Annotated in this window: 20 protein-coding genes; 8 read left to right on the top strand and 12 right to left on the bottom strand. The window is 57.9% G+C overall.

The annotated features are described in order from the left end of the window. Positions 1-2 precede the first annotated feature (2 nt). The 4 genes from BES08_RS16680 to BES08_RS16665 form a co-directional block, all read right to left on the bottom strand. Positions 3-1,139, bottom strand: coding sequence for an efflux RND transporter periplasmic adaptor subunit (locus BES08_RS16680; RefSeq protein ID WP_069708982.1), 1,137 nt, complete (start codon positions 1,137-1,139; stop codon positions 3-5). Continuing rightward, the gene (locus tag BES08_RS16675; protein ID WP_069708981.1) at positions 1,136-2,452 is read right to left on the bottom strand and encodes a TolC family protein; all 1,317 of its coding nucleotides are present in this window, start codon (positions 2,450-2,452) and stop codon (positions 1,136-1,138) included. Before BES08_RS16675 ends, BES08_RS16680 begins: the two co-directional genes overlap by 4 nt. A 1,375-nt stretch (positions 2,453-3,827) precedes the next feature. Then, positions 3,828-4,043 (bottom strand): hypothetical protein, encoded by a 216-nt coding sequence (locus tag BES08_RS16670; protein ID WP_008832911.1) that lies wholly within the window; start codon positions 4,041-4,043, stop codon positions 3,828-3,830. 65 nt (positions 4,044-4,108) lie between these two features. Beyond that, entirely contained in the window at positions 4,109-4,315 is a 207-nt protein-coding gene (locus tag BES08_RS16665; protein ID WP_036526131.1) for a cold-shock protein, read from the bottom strand. A 227-nt stretch (positions 4,316-4,542) separates the two neighbouring features. On the opposite strand from BES08_RS16665, the gene BES08_RS16660 reads away from it, so the two are divergent. Continuing rightward, positions 4,543-4,974, top strand: coding sequence for an acyl-CoA thioesterase (locus tag BES08_RS16660; RefSeq protein WP_069709311.1), 432 nt, complete (start codon positions 4,543-4,545; stop codon positions 4,972-4,974). Here the strand turns inward: BES08_RS16660 and BES08_RS16655 are convergent. After that, a complete protein-coding gene (locus tag BES08_RS16655; RefSeq protein ID WP_069708980.1) occupies positions 4,966-5,790 on the bottom strand; it encodes a transglutaminase-like domain-containing protein in 825 nt (274 codons plus the stop codon). The genes BES08_RS16660 and BES08_RS16655 overlap by 9 nt on opposite strands. Further along, positions 5,784-6,050, bottom strand: a complete 267-nt coding sequence (locus BES08_RS16650) for an antitoxin Xre/MbcA/ParS toxin-binding domain-containing protein (RefSeq protein WP_069708979.1) — start codon at positions 6,048-6,050, stop codon at positions 5,784-5,786. Before BES08_RS16650 ends, BES08_RS16655 begins: the two co-directional genes overlap by 7 nt. Here BES08_RS16650 and BES08_RS16645 point away from each other — a divergent pair. Continuing rightward, a complete protein-coding gene (locus BES08_RS16645) occupies positions 6,034-6,279 on the top strand; it encodes a hypothetical protein (RefSeq protein WP_156799894.1) in 246 nt (81 codons plus the stop codon). The two genes, BES08_RS16650 and BES08_RS16645, sit on opposite strands and share 17 nt — an antisense overlap. Before the next feature lie 83 nt (positions 6,280-6,362). Here BES08_RS16645 and BES08_RS33660 read toward each other — a convergent pair whose 3' ends face one another. Next, positions 6,363-6,536: a hypothetical protein gene (locus BES08_RS33660; protein ID WP_008827804.1), complete on the bottom strand. Its 174-nt coding sequence runs from the start codon at positions 6,534-6,536 to the stop codon at positions 6,363-6,365. Between the two features lie 308 nt (positions 6,537-6,844). Between BES08_RS33660 and infA the strand changes: the two genes are divergently transcribed. The 3 genes from infA to BES08_RS16635 all read left to right on the top strand — a co-directional run bounded on the left by infA (position 6,845) and on the right by BES08_RS16635 (position 9,692). Continuing rightward, positions 6,845-7,114, top strand: a complete 270-nt coding sequence (infA, locus tag BES08_RS16640) for a translation initiation factor IF-1 (protein WP_036526130.1) — start codon at positions 6,845-6,847, stop codon at positions 7,112-7,114. Between the two features lie 29 nt (positions 7,115-7,143). After that, the gene (locus BES08_RS32985; RefSeq protein ID WP_156799893.1) at positions 7,144-7,290 is read left to right on the top strand and encodes a hypothetical protein; all 147 of its coding nucleotides are present in this window, start codon (positions 7,144-7,146) and stop codon (positions 7,288-7,290) included. A gap of 1,151 nt (positions 7,291-8,441) precedes the next feature. Beyond that, positions 8,442-9,692: a tyrosine-type recombinase/integrase gene (locus tag BES08_RS16635; RefSeq protein WP_069708977.1), complete on the top strand. Its 1,251-nt coding sequence runs from the start codon at positions 8,442-8,444 to the stop codon at positions 9,690-9,692. Here the strand turns inward: BES08_RS16635 and BES08_RS16630 are convergent. Beyond that, positions 9,689-10,240, bottom strand: coding sequence for a hypothetical protein (locus BES08_RS16630; protein ID WP_069708976.1), 552 nt, complete (start codon positions 10,238-10,240; stop codon positions 9,689-9,691). The two genes, BES08_RS16635 and BES08_RS16630, sit on opposite strands and share 4 nt — an antisense overlap. Before the next feature lie 240 nt (positions 10,241-10,480). Between BES08_RS16630 and BES08_RS32980 the strand changes: the two genes are divergently transcribed. The 3 genes from BES08_RS32980 (at position 10,481) to BES08_RS32975 (ending at position 12,250) form a co-directional block, all read left to right on the top strand. Beyond that, a complete protein-coding gene (locus tag BES08_RS32980) occupies positions 10,481-11,119 on the top strand; it encodes a hypothetical protein (protein WP_156799892.1) in 639 nt (212 codons plus the stop codon). Positions 11,120-11,174: 55 nt separating this feature from the next. Beyond that, on the top strand, positions 11,175-11,366 hold the full coding sequence (locus tag BES08_RS31885; RefSeq protein ID WP_083274720.1) for a helix-turn-helix domain-containing protein: 192 nt from the start codon (positions 11,175-11,177) through the stop codon (positions 11,364-11,366). A gap of 251 nt (positions 11,367-11,617) precedes the next feature. Next, entirely contained in the window at positions 11,618-12,250 is a 633-nt protein-coding gene (locus BES08_RS32975) for a hypothetical protein (protein ID WP_156799891.1), read from the top strand. A gap of 255 nt (positions 12,251-12,505) precedes the next feature. Here BES08_RS32975 and BES08_RS34720 read toward each other — a convergent pair whose 3' ends face one another. From BES08_RS34720 to BES08_RS31875, 4 genes are all read right to left on the bottom strand, one after another. Further along, the gene (locus BES08_RS34720; RefSeq protein WP_156799890.1) at positions 12,506-12,916 is read right to left on the bottom strand and encodes an HNH endonuclease signature motif containing protein; all 411 of its coding nucleotides are present in this window, start codon (positions 12,914-12,916) and stop codon (positions 12,506-12,508) included. Further along, on the bottom strand, positions 12,799-13,620 hold the full coding sequence (locus BES08_RS16620; protein WP_069709282.1) for an IS5 family transposase: 822 nt from the start codon (positions 13,618-13,620) through the stop codon (positions 12,799-12,801). Before BES08_RS16620 ends, BES08_RS34720 begins: the two co-directional genes overlap by 118 nt. A gap of 95 nt (positions 13,621-13,715) precedes the next feature. Further along, entirely contained in the window at positions 13,716-14,549 is an 834-nt protein-coding gene (locus BES08_RS32970) for a hypothetical protein (protein ID WP_156799889.1), read from the bottom strand. A 53-nt stretch (positions 14,550-14,602) separates the two neighbouring features. After that, on the bottom strand, positions 14,603-15,046 hold the full coding sequence (locus tag BES08_RS31875; RefSeq protein ID WP_197524401.1) for a DUF262 domain-containing protein: 444 nt from the start codon (positions 15,044-15,046) through the stop codon (positions 14,603-14,605). Positions 15,047-15,317 lie beyond the last annotated feature (271 nt).

Below are 15,317 nucleotides of genomic sequence, written 5' to 3'. Positions count from 1 at the left end.
GATCAGCCCCCGGAAAGCTGGGCGTTGAGCAGCAGCGCACCTTCGCCGACGATCCGTTCGCCGTTGCGGATGCCGGACGTCACGTAGGAGAAGCTGTCTCCGCGTTCGCCCACTTCCACCAGAACGCGGCGGAAGCGACCGGGCGCCTCCACGCGGAAGATGTAGTTCTTCATGCCGGATTCGAAGATCGCGGCATTGGGAACCTTGATCGCGCGGCGGCCGTCGTCAGTGACGAGGCGCGCACGGGCGTACATCTCGGGCTTGAGCGCGAGGTCGGGATTGCCGACTTCGGCGCGCACCTGCACACGGCGCGTGGCCGGGTCTACCGCGAGGCCGATCTGCGTGATCTTGCCGGTAAAGCGGCGGCCGGGCCAGGCCGGTACGTCGAATTCCACCGCCTCGCCGATGCGTGCGCGGCTGCTCGACGCCTCGGGAACGTCGAGGAACAGCCACAAGGTGCGCGGGTTGGACACGGTGTAGAGCGGGGTCTGTCCGGCGCCGACCTGCTGGCCGGGATTGATCTGGCGGTCGATGACGTAGCCGCTGACCGAACTGGTCAGCGCCAGCGCATCGCCCGCGCCGCTCCCCAGGTTGCGCAGGCGCAGGCGCGCACGCTCCAGTTCGGCCCCGGCCCCGGCGGCATCGGCCTGCGCGCCTTCGAGATCGCGGCGGGAGATCGCGCCCCCGTCGAACAGCATGTGCGAGCGGGCCATCTCGCGCGCCTTGCGAGTGCTTTCGGCCTGGGCGGTGAGCAGATCGGCGCGCGCCTGGCCGAGATCGGGCGCATCGAGATAGGCCAGTGCCTGCCCGGCCTTCACCCCTTGGCCGATGTCGGCCAGAACCTGCGTCACCCGCCCGGCCACCGGCGCGCCGACGCGGCTGGTCTGCGATTCGTCGAGTGCAAGACGCGCGTTCATGTCGGCCGAGATCGGCAGCGGGCTGGTGGTGGCGGTGACGATCTGCACGGTGTCGAGTTCGGCCGAGCCCGGCGCATAGCTGATGAGGTCGGGCGACTTGCTCGGCGCGGCGGCGGGCGGCGCATCGGACTGGCCGCAGCCGGCAAGCGGGGCGGTCAGGGCGGTGGCCAGCAGGGCTGCGCCAAAGGCTCGGCCAAATGCTGCGGGGGCAGAAGCCCTCATCGATCGTCTCCGGTGGTTTCGCCAGTGGTTTCGGCAGCCTGAAGCTGCGCGATGGCATGGGCTTCGTCGGCACGAGCATCGACCGCGCCAAGTTCTACGGCCCGCAGCGAGCGGCGGGCATCGAGCAGTTCGAGCAGCGACGTCGCCCCGTTGGTATAGGCGAATTCGGCGACGCCCGCGGCATCGCGCGCGGCGGGCAGTTGCCGTTCCTCGATCTCACGGCGTCGTTCGCTGGCCTGGGAAAGCGACTGGCGGGCGATGGTGATCTCGGCCGTTGCCACGGCCGCCGCCTTGCGCGCCTCCGCCTCGGCCTGGACCAGCGCGGTGCCGGCGGCGTCCACTTCGCCGCTGTAGCGGTTGCGCACCGGCAACGGCACGGAAACGCCCACGCCGACGCTGCTGCCGACGCCGAGGTCGTCCATAGCGTGTTCGTACTGCATGCTGACGGTCACGTCGGGATGGCGCAGCGCATGCGCGCCGTCGAGGCTGCGCCGGGCCGCCTCGACGCGCGACTGCGCCGCCAACACGTCCGGACGACGCAAGGCCAGAAGGTCCGCTGGCTCCGTACTGGCGGCGGCGGGCACATCGACCCATTCACCGCCTGTAGCAATGTCGGGCGCATCCCGTTCCCGTCCGATCAGGGTGGCGAGGCCGAGCCGCGCCACCTGCAGCGCGATCGCCGCCTGCTGCGCGTCGGTCTTCGCGCGGGAGGCTTCAACCGCCTGACGCGACAGGTCCCCGCGCGAGATCGAGCCCGCGTGCTCCTGCGTATGCGCCATGTGCTGGCTGTCGGCATAGCTGGCCGCAATCGCCGAAAGGATGGCGCTACGCTGCTCTGCCGCCTTGAGGTCGAAATAGGCGCCGTACACGGCCTCGCGCATGTCGCGCCGCGCGCTGGCTAGGTCGCCTGCCGCGGCATCGATCAACGCACGCGCTTCGCCGGTCCGGGCCTGCCGCTTGCCGCCGCGCTCCAGCGGCAGGTCGATGCCGACGACGGTGTCCGCCACCGAATCCAGGGGGCGCCTGCCGATCCGCCCCGGACGCAGCTGCACCGCGCTGAGATTGAGGTTCGGGTTGGGCGCGGTATCCGCGATCCGCAGGTTGGCCTGCGCAGTCTTCAACGCCAGCCGGGACCGGATCACATCGATGTTGTCGGTCTCGGCAGCGGCCATCGCCGCGTCGAGACTGAACGCGGTCTGCTGCGACGGAGCGGGCGATGCTGCAAGTGCGATGGGGGTGATGAACGGCAGCGGTGCAAGGCAGGTCAGTGCGCATGCCAGCCACCGCTCACGAACGACCTTGAACGGCGTCATGAACGATGAGTGTCCCTCGGATTTGCGCGGGATTTATCGGCTTCGAAAGACAAGTTCCAGCGAAGTCTGCACCGATCTGCATGAAGATTTCGTAATCTTTTGGCAATGCAGCATACACCCTCCATTTTCCCGCCTGGAGAATACTTGAAATTCAGCCCCGCCAGGCAATTGTCCCCTCTGACAACATTCCACAAGGCAATGCACATGTCATCGCGTTACCGACCGATGCCGGCAAAGCGGATGCAATTCTTGCAGGCATGAAGCTATCCGATTGCCGGCACACGCAAAATGCGCATTTTACGCGGTTTTCGAACTGCCCAAGCGGTGGTGGCCGGCGGAGACGTAGCGGAAATGGCGCAGATCGCTGCCTGGTGAGCCGGTGGCAGCACGACCCAGCCAATCACCTCCGCCTGTCCGGGACCGCCGCGGATTGTGGAAAAGGAGGGGAGCTTTTTTCCCTCTAACCATGAGAGGGATAGCCCATAGCCTGACTTAGGTGGATGCTCGCTACCGCTTCGGTCAGGATGAGGTCGTGCCCGTTGCCGACCGCTTGCGCATGGCCACCCGTGCACCAGTGCGCACGAATGACTGTATTCATGACTGCTGCGTGGAAAGAGCATCAATACGGCTGAGATGCATATAACGCGGAGCTCACCGCCGCGCGCACGAGATTGGAAAAAGGCTTTCTGTAAAGGTTTGCGCGACTATCTTCGCAAGAATGCAGGCGAGACCGTCACAAGCATCAATCTTGAGAACCCCATGGCGGCTGCCAGTGATCAAGACCTGCGCGCGACCTTCAAGGAATGACTCTTCGGGGACCAAACGGCGTAAAAGATGAGTTCCTCTTCGCCGCAAACGCCCAAAATCTCCGCAAACTGCCAAGTTGATCCCGGTCCCCGCGCAGGCGATGCCCGGCTGAGCGCCCGAGCCCGACTGACCTCTCGTTCAAACCCCGAACTACGCGATGCCATTTTCAACACTATCGATCGACTGCGGAGATGCAGCTATGCGTCCCGTTGTGGACGTTAAACGACCTCCACTTGCGATGCTCTGGTGCAGTCCATCCGCTTTCCTGTCCTGCAGGCCCAAAAATGACCCAAAAGAGACTGGCGGCTTTAAATTGAAGACGGCGAACATGTGCCATTATCGAGATGGCAATACGGACCCCACCTCTTCAAGAATGCGGCAGCCGGCTAGAACACCTTCGCCACCGGCATTGATCGACGTCTATATTTTTTCCGAAAGACGGCGCGCGCGACTGGCACAGCGCTTCGTCCGCTGGAGATTTCATCAGACGATTATCGCCCCGACCATGGCAAGCACACGCCATTCACCAAGAATTCGTGCAGGCTGATCATACGGAAATATAATACTGTTACTGACCGTTGACTTCTGCGACATCGGGAACGCTTTCACCGATGTGCAAGGCTTTCACTTTCCGAGCATCCTCGGTTTTCTGAGCGCGATCAGCCAGTTCGGTCCATGCAGACACCGCGCGCAGGCAGCGGTCTCGCACTTGAGGGAGTCTTGCGGCATCGGCCGCAATCGTCTGGAGATCGGCTTGCTCGCGATAAAATGCCAGCGACGACATAAATGTACTCCTGCCTCCGGCGGAAGATTGGCGAACCTTCGTAAAGGTCCGCCAATCCAGTTTGTTCAGGCCGACTGGAGATTGACGGCCGAAGTCTTGCCGCGACGGTCGGTTTCCAGTTCGTAGGACACGCGCTGATCCTTGTTCAGGGTGCGCATGCCTGCGCGTTCGACCGCGCTGATGTGAACGAAGGCGTCATCGCCGCCCGTTTCGGGAGCGATGAAACCGAAGCCCTTATCGGCGTTGAAGAATTTTACGGTGCCGGTGATCATATGGGTATCCTTTGCCCAATGCAGTATGACGGGCATGCGCCAACAGCGGCACATCCCGGCTTCGTGAGGCTAGTAAAGGACAAAGGGGAGCCTTGGCGGCCCAATATCCGTCGCAGGCGACGTTTCAGCCCGGCTCTTGTAGGCGCATCTGAAAAAATAGATAGGCTGAATTGGAATCTCGTCCAAAAACGAATCCGGAATGTCATAGCTATGTGATAGATAGCATCATGAATTCCGCGCAAATGCACAGTTGTCCCTTGAAGATCGAGATCGACCACATCGACTTCATGGGGCACGTCAATAATTCTATATATTTGCAATGGGTGCAGGCAGCCGTCATCGAACATTGGCAGAGAGTGGCATCGCCTGCCGCCGTTGCAGCTTATTTATGGATCGCGCTCAAACATGAGATCACGTACCGCAAACCGGCATTCCTTCGCGACCAGCTGACGGCCAATGTAGTGCTGGAGCAGGTCCGCCGGGAGAGCGCATTCTACGAAACGACGATCCGGCGCGGCAGCGAAGTGATTGCCGAGGTGAAATCGCGCTGGTGCTGCGTCGATGCGGTGTCGCAGCGTCCGGTCCGGGTGACAGCCGCCGTAATGGCATGCTTCTTTCCTGGAGCCTCCGAGGAGCAAGCCGCTCCAGCGTCAAGATGAAGCGAGGCCCAATCTGTCTTCGTCCGTGTAGATGTCGAACCGGGAAAGTGTGACGGGTCCGAAGGTCATCGTCAGCGCCGCATCGGCTGCGTCACGTCCTCGCGCCATCAATATTCGCCCGCTGCGAGGGCGGTTGTGCCTTGCATCGAAGACATACCAGCGATCGCCCAGCCACACTTCGAACCAGGCCGAAAAATCCATGTCTCCCAGCGGCTTTAACAAGTCCATGTCGCCGAGATAGCCGGTGCAGTAGCGTGCAGGCAGGTTCATACAGCGGCACAGCGTGATCGCCAGATGCGCGAAATCGCGGCAGACACCTTCGCGCTCCTCGAACACATCCCACGCTGTCTTTGTCGACCTTGCCTTCATGTAGTCGAAGCGGATGTGACGATGTACAAAATCCACGATGGCCTGGACCAATGCCCAACCCGGCGGGGTGCTGCCGAACAGGTCCCACGCCATTTCGCTCAGGCGATCCGTTTCGCAATAACGGCTGGCCAGAAGGTAGAGCATGACATCGTCCGGCAAAGCCTCGATCGCTGATTGCGAGGCTTCCGGTTCGACCGGATCGGGGTCGAAATCATCCTCGATGACGAAGCCGCAGGACAGCGTCAGGCCGCCGGTCGGAATGGTGAGACGGGTACAGATGTTGCCGAAGCTATCGACGTAATCATAGATCGGGACGTCAGGCATCGTGAACAGTCGCTGCGGCGTGCGCAGATCCTTGTTGCGCGAAGAATGGACGCTCAGATGCGCCAGCATCGGCACAGACTGTTCGCATGTGAAGGCTATATCGTAACCCGCGCGGATCAGCATGCGGGCTTCAGGTCCGCAAGGGCGCGCTCCACCCGGTTCAGGCCCTCCGCTGATTCCACGGCGAGATCAAGCGGTCGCCCGCCAAGCTTGCCGCAAGCCGTGTTGAGATAGGCGATAGCCTCGTCCCGGCCTCCAAATGTTTCGAGCGCCAGCTTCGTCACCTGCCCCTGGCGGCTCGCCGCATCAGGGGCTAGCTTCGGGCGATCCGACCATCGCATTTTCGCGCGAGCCGGCGGGGCGGGTTTGTCTTCGCTTTCCATTCAGGATTTCCTATTGATACGGGCGTATCCGACGCGCAGCGACCTTCCGGAGCAGATTGGTTACCTGCAGCTGGCCGATGAGAGAGGCGCTTGCCATCTCAAGCATGGTCCCTTCGTGATCGGGACCGGGGCCGCGAAGAAAATCCCGCGCCGCCACCCGACCCCCGAGAAGAGCGAACGCGAGATCGGCTATTTCGCTGCGCCGCAAGAAGATCGGATCATCTCTTGAAATCCGGCTCCATTGGCGTCCGCACGTCGGGATGCCCGCCGAGCGCGACCTTGGGCGGGCCAAGTGATTTGGCGACGACCAGTTCATGACCATTGCGGGTAAGCTGAGACACCCATGTCCTGTCGCAGCCGGGCGATCCTGGTTTCATAGTGGCGGACCAGATCGAACCGCGCCCCGGCATCACGGCTGCCCTTGCTGCGGCTGGCGAATTCCATCAGCGCAATCTGATGATGATAAAGTAGCTGATTGAGGTCCATGCAGACTCTCCTTTTGCGGGAGCGCGCTTGGTCTCTCAGTCACCGATGTGCAAAAATGGCCGGCAATATTTACCTTCTACAGGATTTCACGCCGATCGGCGAGTGCATTACCTGAATTGAGGATATATTTAAAAATCCGCACCCTCATTGAAAAATCGATTTTTGTATGTATATGGACATCGCTGCGTCGTTTTTGACGAATTTTCGCCTGCATCGCGCAGGTGTTTTTCAGACATCAGCCTGGCTCTCATGACCGCCGTTTTGCGCATGCATGTCGGCGGGTGCCCTCGTATTCGGGATAGCATGGATTGGCCAAGGAAGAATTACTGACGATGGAAGGTTTTATCGAGGAAATCCTCCCCGATGGGCGCTTCGCGGTTCTGCTCGACAACGAGCACAAGATCATCGCCTACACGGCGGGCAAGATGCGCAAGTTTCGCATCCGCTCGGTGGTGGGAGATCGGGTGCATGTCGAAATGACGCCTTACGATCTTTCGAAGGGCCGAATCGTGTTTCGTGAAAAGACGCCGGGACAAGGCGGAGGGCCGCCAAGACGGCGCAGCGGATTTAGAAGATAAATGCGGAAAAGTCCGCACCACAGGAAAACATGCATATCAATATCCAAGGCGCGCAAAAGCGCCCCGAAAATACCATCTACCATCCAGCGGCCGGGCATAATGGACTGATCCGGTTGCCCTCGGGTCTTCTGAGCCGGGATCATTTGCAGCGTCTCGTCGCCGCAATGGTCGATTGATCAGACCCTCCCCGATCTCAATCGGGGATGAGTTACGGCTTGCGGGCGAACCGGATCACATGGCGAAAGCCTTTGTTGTTCGCCCGCGCCCTAACCGGCGTCCCAGTTGTTGATCGGCGTGCGAAAAGGAACCCCGTTAGCGGGGTGATCGGCGTCCAACGGGCCCCTCATTTCGATGGTTTAGACCACTGGATCACGGCAGTCTGGTTTTCCAGACTGCGAGATCGAGATATTAGTGGTGGAAACATTATGCTGTAGAAATGCAGCGCCCGCCGGCTCATCTGTCGGCGGGCGCATTCATTCAGGCTGCCGCGCGCTGCATCATCGCCCGACCGTCATAGGCCTCAAGGACCAACTCTTCACCGTAGCAGCCAAGGACACTGGCAATGCTGCTTGTGAATGCGACCTCGCCCGGTTGCTATGACTGCGACCCCGTCTGCCGCGACACCCGCAATCCAGCCGCTTCGACCACACGATTGATCTCGACCGCATCCTCATCCCCGGCGACAAGAGCGGCGTGGAACTCATCAAGCCGGTTGATCGCTCGACGCGCACGATTAGCAGCCACGAACATCGCCGCCTCGTCTGCTCATGCGTCCAGGTCTGAATGGCGCCGACCGCGGCGGCTGACTGTGCTTGCTGCGACATACTGCTTCCTTTCGGGAAGCAGACCGGTCAGTCGGCCGGCCCCGAAGGCTCTCATCCTGGAAGACCTCGATCGGCCCGATGGCGATGGAGCGTGGCGGATCGGACGCGAAGTGCATCGAGGCGTCCGCATTGGTTCGCGCTTGGCCCTTTCCAGCCCCATGGTGCGCAAGGATGCGCAAGGGCGCCCAATGCGCGGTGTGGGACCGAAGTGGAGAGCGGCTATCTCAGCCTTCCCGCATTTCCCATGTTTTTCAGATGATTGGTTCGGATCAGTTGGCGGAGCGGGAGTCCGCCAAACTATAATCCATCTTCAATCCGGTTTGTCCAATATATCTCTGAATTTTACTGTTTTTATGAGAACCGCCTCCTTAGCGCGTCCGGACGCATCCCATTGCGTTCCCATAAAACCACGCTACTATCGGGGAACGTTTTTGGGAACGCCATGCTCGTGACGCCATTGGACTGATCGTTAGGCAGGTTCGATTCCCCGACAGGGAGCCACAATGCCCAAAAAACTTAGCAACGCGCTCACACCCTTGGCGGTGAAGAATGCAAAGCCAGGCCGCCATGCTGATGGGGGCGGATTGCATTTGCTGGTTAAGGAGAGCGGGGCCCGCTCTTGGGTCTACCGTTTCATGCTCAATGGGAAGTCACGCGACGTAGGGCTTGGCCCGGCTGGAACGGGCGGCATTTCCTTGTCGCACGCTCGCGACGCTCGCGACGCGCTTCGCCTGAAAGTGAAGGCTGGGATTGACCCCATTGAGGAGCGCCAACGGGAGGCTAATGAGGCCCTTGCGGCGTCTCAGGCCGCTCAGGTAGCCGGAATGACGTTCAGGGCCGTTGCCGAGGCGCATATTGCCGCCAACGAGGGCAGCTGGCGCAATGATAAGCACCGTCAACAATGGCGCAATACGCTCGCAACCTATGCATACCCGGTCATGGGCGATTTACCTGTTGCCGACATTGGCACAGCCCACGTGCTGAAAATCCTTGAGCCGATTTGGCAGGACAAGCCAGAGACTGCGAGCCGGGTTAGAGGTCGAATAGAAATCGTGCTCGATGCTGCGAAAGCTCGGGGCTATCGAGTGGGCGAAAACCCGGCGCGCTGGCGAGGCCATATCGGACAAATTCTTCCCGCTCGTGCGCGCCTAACGCGCGGTCACCATAAGGCGCTGCCCTATGGCGAAATTCCCGGATTTGTCGAAAGCCTACGTAAGCGTGCCGCTATGGCAGCATCAGCACTGGAATTTGTCATACTGACAGCAACTCGCACGAGCGAGGTGTTGAGCGGGACATGGGCCGAGGTCGATTTGGAGAGAGGCGTCTGGACGATACCAGCCGCACGCATGAAAGCTGGGAAGGAACACCGAGTTCCCCTAACTTCCCGGGCGACTGACATACTGAAGGAATCCAAACTAGCAGAGTCGGAATGGCTTTTCACGGGCGATAGAGGTGGAAAACTATCCGGCATGGCGATGAACATGCTGCTTCGCCGGATGGGAACCGATGTGACCGTTCACGGCTTCCGGTCAGGATTTCGCGATTGGGCCGCAGAAAGCACTGCCTACTCTCACGAAGTTTGCGAGATGGCATTGGCACATGTGATCGGCAACAAGGCGGAAGCGGCCTATCGGCGCGGCGACCTGTTCGAAAAGCGACGCCGTTTGATGACGGATTGGGCAGCGTATTGTGCATCGCCCTTGCGTGCCGATAGTAATGTCATCGCGATACGAAGTGCCGACCTAACGCCCTAGTCTGGGGTGATTTCGCGTGTTTCGGCAGTTGAATATTCCTCGTTGGATGCTTCGCGCGCAGCAGCATCACTAGCGAAGCGCACGGCATCATTTACGGCGCTTTCAGCTTCTTGTGCAGCAACGATGGCGGCGCGCGATGCGTCGTCATCCGACGGATATTTCTCCAACGATCGCGGTTTGGGCGTCCCTCGTTGTCCTTGGTCTTGATCCCAATCAGACCAATCAGAAGTGGAAGTGGGTTGAGGCAGCGAATGCTCCGCTATCGCCTCCTGACGGACCACATCATTGGCCTTTGGCCCGCTGAAGAAAACTAGGTAAGCTAGAACGAGTGCCCCGACGGCTAAAAGCCCCCAGAGATACTTCACAGCAAAAAAGGCAATGGCCGCCGAGATACCCGACGCAATCCACCCGAGGCCAAAACCAAAAAGAAACCCATATACCGATGCGCAGTAAAACCAGCCGCCGAGGAATATGATGATGGCCGACAACCCGCCTAAGAGATTGCCAACGCCAAAATACAGCTCGCCCTCTGTTGTCGCCCCGCTCATTTATCCCTCACGATCCCCGGCTTGGAGCCGGGTGGTTCGTAACGTGCGAGCACGGGGCAGCACGCCTCCCGTATTTCCTACGAGAGGTCTTTTATTCCGGGAGCCGCCCGACAAGAGCGGTTCCGTGCTCAGCACATCATTGTGCGCCACTAAGGCTTACGAGACCCGAGCGGCATGACCGCTATGGCATGAGATCGCGTACTATGCGAGCCCAATCCAATCATTCAGCAAGGGTATGCCGTGACCGATTCCGCTCCCGATCAATTGGCAGCCCTGCGCGAAAATTTAGTCGGGTGCGCTGACAAATACCTAAATGGCGATTTGCCAGCCCAACGGCTGGCCGTCGCAAATGCTCTCGTGAATGTCGCGCAGTACCTTGAGGCCCACGACTTCCCGCCAGACGCCCTGTTGCCAATCCTACGCCCTGCCGTCGCCCTGGTGGCGCGAGAGAACAATGCGCTAGACCAGATGTTCGTTCAGCGATCGCGTAACGGCAGGCCCGGCAATACGAACGAAGAATTTTTGCGCTTTGGCATCCTTGCGGGTTTCGCGAATGCCTGGCTTCAAATGCACAAGGACGATGGCCGCACCCAATCCGTCAAGCTTACCGCTGCCGCTCGCAAAATGAGCGGCGGCTGGTTCGGTCAAGTCAGCCGAGCAAAACTTGAAACTGCGCGTGAGATCGTCAGTCGAGAGCCGAAAGATCATCTGGCCGTAGAGACCGCGCGGTGGTTCGATAGTTTTTTCAACCACGCACTTGCTGTGCTGGGGCCAAACCAAGCTTTTCCTCTGATGGTCCGCCATTTTAGCGATCATCCTGCGGGGCGCGTCATGGATATCTTGAAAACCCCTCCTGTTTCGCCGACCGGCGAAGGATGAAAATCGTCCTGCAACGTCCGAGTAATCACGCTCATGACCTTGCGAGGATGAGAGTATGCAAACACCAATTGCCGTCACTATCCCCGAAGCCGTTCGGCTCTCCGGAATCAGTCGCACAGCGATTTACGAGGCGCTTGCTCGAGGCGATATCTCAGCGCGGAAGGCGGGTCGGCGGACGCTAATCGGCTACGACGAGCTTCAAACATTCCTGACGAGCCTCCCGCAATATCGATCGGGGCGCGGGTAACATCCCAGAAGCCAATAGCCTCGCCTTGCAAGCGCCCAAAACGAAAATTCGAGACGACTAATCCTCACTTTGAAATTTTCGTTGCTCCTCGTTGTCTTGAAGAAGCTGCCCGTAAACCGCGACATCCGCTGCTTCGCAGTGCTTCGGCGAGCAACACTACTCTTAAGTAGTACCGCGCGGACGCGCGAGGGTCAGGTGAGAATCTTCTAGACAAAATCCGAAATCATCTGATCCATTGGGAATTTTAGAACATGCCCAGTCTATCTTTTATATCGATCGAAAGCGGAGTTCCGATAAAAAAACTCAAACATTTGGCACGATATGGCCTTGATGCTGATGCACTCGATTTTGAAATCGATCGAAATCATCAAAAGGCGATCGACGATTTGCGCGGAAAACGGCTTTCAGCTTACGTTCTCGCATACGCATACGTGTGTAAGATCAACGAATCTTTGGATAGCTACGCGCGGCTCGACGATTTGACCGAAATTGCAGGCGTCAGAGGGTTCGAGATCTCTGGCGAATTATCAGCAATTTCTTGGCGATCCATTCGAAGTGAAAAACTTCTTGGCGCAAAGCAATGGATAGATCGATCGAGTGCTCCTGCTAACATTGGATGGGATCTGCCCGCGCTGGAGCGAATATCAGGATGGTGTAAAACAGTTATATGCAACTCGCAGTTCGATAGCGTAGACTACAGATACTTATCTGTCCGACTTCTAGCATCATTGCCCCTGAATGACATGCCGGACTATCCGAAGAAAGTTCAAACGAGTATAAATCGATTAAAATTTTCGGGAATTCTCGACGGGTGGTGGCGGCCTGACAAAGATATTTCAGGCAAGTCGAGCGATATGTTTTTCCGACCGCAGTTTGATCTCTAGTTTCTCAGCGCATAGCGGCTTCAAGAAACTGAAACACCTAATCGTAATATCTTACTGTTCAGCAGTATAGATTACCGATCAGCTGCTTTTGCAGCGCGGGAGCGTTGACCGGCAAGCGGACCCCTCCCCGGGCAGCGTAGCGCAGGAGGCGTCCGCTTCGTCAATTACACGGAAAATTCCGCTATTTCTGTTGTACCTACAAAGACGACGTCTTAGAGGTAGCTTTCACTAGGATGCAATTACCATGCTTCTAGATCAAACATCGGCTTGAGCAAAACCGCGCTTGGCGCCATTCTCCTTATAAGTCGTATTGCAGTACGGATGAGCGACCTGAGCGTTGCCGGAATGAGCCCCCCCACCATCTGCCTTGCGTTCAATATGGTCAGTAGTGATTGAATTTCTGTGGAGGAGCCCGCCACATATTCCACAGCGCGCTCCATTTTGGGTAAGCTCGCTGACGAATGCCGCGGACTTTGTGCTTGTGCTAAAACTCCGTTTGCCGCTGCTATTTTCTCTTAGTGTCTGATTCAAAATTGCGGGCGTGGCAATCAGGGCCTTGCGATGCGGCGAGCATATAGCTGGATGGATGCGATAAAGAGCCAAGCTGTGGCGGACGCGATGGTTTCCTCGAAGTCCTTTGCCAGACGCCGGTTGCGGCTCAGCCATGCGAGCGTTCTTTCGACGACCCATCGTCGCGGCAAGACCTCGAAGCCCTTGGCAGTATCGGACCGTTTGATGATTTCGACGGTCCACTTTCCGATCCGGCGCAGGGCCTCCCTGAGCTTGTTTCCGGCATAGCCGCCGTCTGCAAACACGTGACGCAGCCAGGGGAAGCGCCTGACGATTTCTCCAAGGACCAGCGGTGCCCCGTCCCGGTCCTGAATGTCGGCGGCGTGCACAACGGCATGGACAAGATTTCCATCGGTGTCGGTCAGGATGTGCCGTTTGCGTCCTTTGATCTTCTTCGCTGCATCGTAACCGCACAGGCCACCGCTTTCGGTCGTCTTGACCGACTGGCTGTCGATCACGCCAGCGCTGGGAGAAGCCTCTCGCCCATCAGCTTCTCGGGCCATCATCAACAAGGTGTGGTTTATCGTCAGCCACAGCCCGTTGTCTCGCCACAAGTAGAACCAATGCCGCACGCTCGACACCGGCGGAAAGCAAGGCGGCAGCATCCGCCATGGCAGGCCTCCGCGCAGTAGGTACAGAATTGCCTCGACGATGCGTCGTAATGGCCATTTGCGGGGCCGTCCGACACGAGACGCAGGTGGAAGCAATGGCTCCAGCAGCGCCCACTCGGCATCCGTCAAATCGCTTGGCAAAGCTAGCCCTCTTCGCGCATGAAGGGCGCGAGTGGTATCGGTCCACATCGTTGAATCCATGGTAGTTTTTGGCGAAACCCATGAATCAATGACAGGCCAAAGCGTCAAGCTAACTTGCTGATACCACTCAACTTATTTTCCGATCAGGCTCTTACTGGTGCAGGAGCGGCAAAAAACCGGAAGCGATTATCACCAGCCATCTCTGTAATAATCTCGGCAGCCTCTTTACCAGCCCACAGCCCTTCCAAAGCCAGCGTCATAAAATCCTCCAAAGCGGGCCGACTTCGATGACCCGCCCCCAAATTTTTGACGATCAAAGTGAACGCCTCTTTGCGAGCGACCAAAAAGTCTTCGAAGGATCGCCGGACGCGAGTGAATTCATCTAATTTCCCTCTCCCAGCGAGCTTTTCAAAGGTTTGGAGTGCCGCGAGGAAAGCAACTGGCTGAAAAGCCCCACCCCGAGTGTAGAAATATATTAACGGATGAAGACCAAGAGAACCGGGCGACGTGGTGGTTATTCGCTCCAATCGCCTCCGGACTTTATGAAGAAACTCAACAGTTTTTGCCCCGTCGTTATCGTCTATCAACGGATCTTTAAGACCAATTCCATTTACCAAATTAACAAGTTCGAAAATGAACGGCAAAGAACTGTAGCCTCTTCCCCCAACTTGAACATCAGAGGTTTTGATGGGCGCACCGCCCATTGGCGGTAAATAAAGGGCATCATGAATGAACTTTCCCGAATTTTCGATTTCCTGCTGGATATCGCTGGAAAACTCGCTCCAGTATTTGTGACCTGCACCTGCGCGGCTGATAGCGCGCGTGGCGATCGCTGTTGCCGATCGCCGCCCCCTCAATATCCGCTTCTCAATAGGATCAACGGGGCTGGGCGCTTGATTGATCTTGAAGAATGAGTTTTCTGCCCCGAGTGCATCGCCAGCAGGAACCCACTGCGCCACAAACGAATTAGAGTTCATCATCCCTACGCGTTCGCGGATTTTTTCATTAGAAAACAGAGTTTTGCTAGAATCTACATATGAGGCGAAGGTGCCAATATTAGATTCGACCAGCTTTCTTGTTTGTTCAGCGAGCTTTTTTGCTCTTCGGGTATTTGGTTTTGGAAGTAGTTAAGTGAGCGTGATTTATCGCCATAATCGTCATAAATCCACGCCAATAGCGCGCTTAGTCGGTGAGCACCGTCAATTACAAATACGTACTGCCCGGACCGCCAAAGAATAATTGCAGGAATTAGGTCACCATCGAGAAACGCAGCGATCAAATCAACGATCTTTTGCGCCGTCCAATTGCTAGTTTCGCGCTGGAAATCGGGTTTCCTTAAACTCCCTGCAAAAAAATCCTCCCGAAGCCTACCCATACCGATTGTTCCGATGGGCGTGCCTTTATATGGCGTAGTAGGTGCGGCGAAATCCTCGCGTGGAATCAATGCGTCCAGATTTACGCCGTTGGCAGCCATGCCTTCGTTCTCCAATGAGCAGTTACCTAATTTCAGGCATAGCTCAGCCCCCATCTCTCGGAAAGCGGGATCACCAGGGCGGGAAAACTTTGAAAAATTGGTTTTGTCGCAAAGGTCGCGATGGACCCAGGTTCACGCGATTGCGCTCGAACCATCCCCCCCGCCCCCAGGCAAAAATCTCAAAAAAGAAGGTTCCAGATCGCTCGGCTAGAACAAATCGATTGTCTAGCAACATCGTTATCGGGGAGCGGTTATGGGAACCGGGCTTCGA

The organism is Novosphingobium resinovorum, from assembly GCF_001742225.1.
GTDB classification, from domain to species: domain Bacteria; phylum Pseudomonadota; class Alphaproteobacteria; order Sphingomonadales; family Sphingomonadaceae; genus Novosphingobium; species Novosphingobium resinovorum_A.
This window is presented reverse-complemented; position numbering and strand designations above follow the sequence as displayed.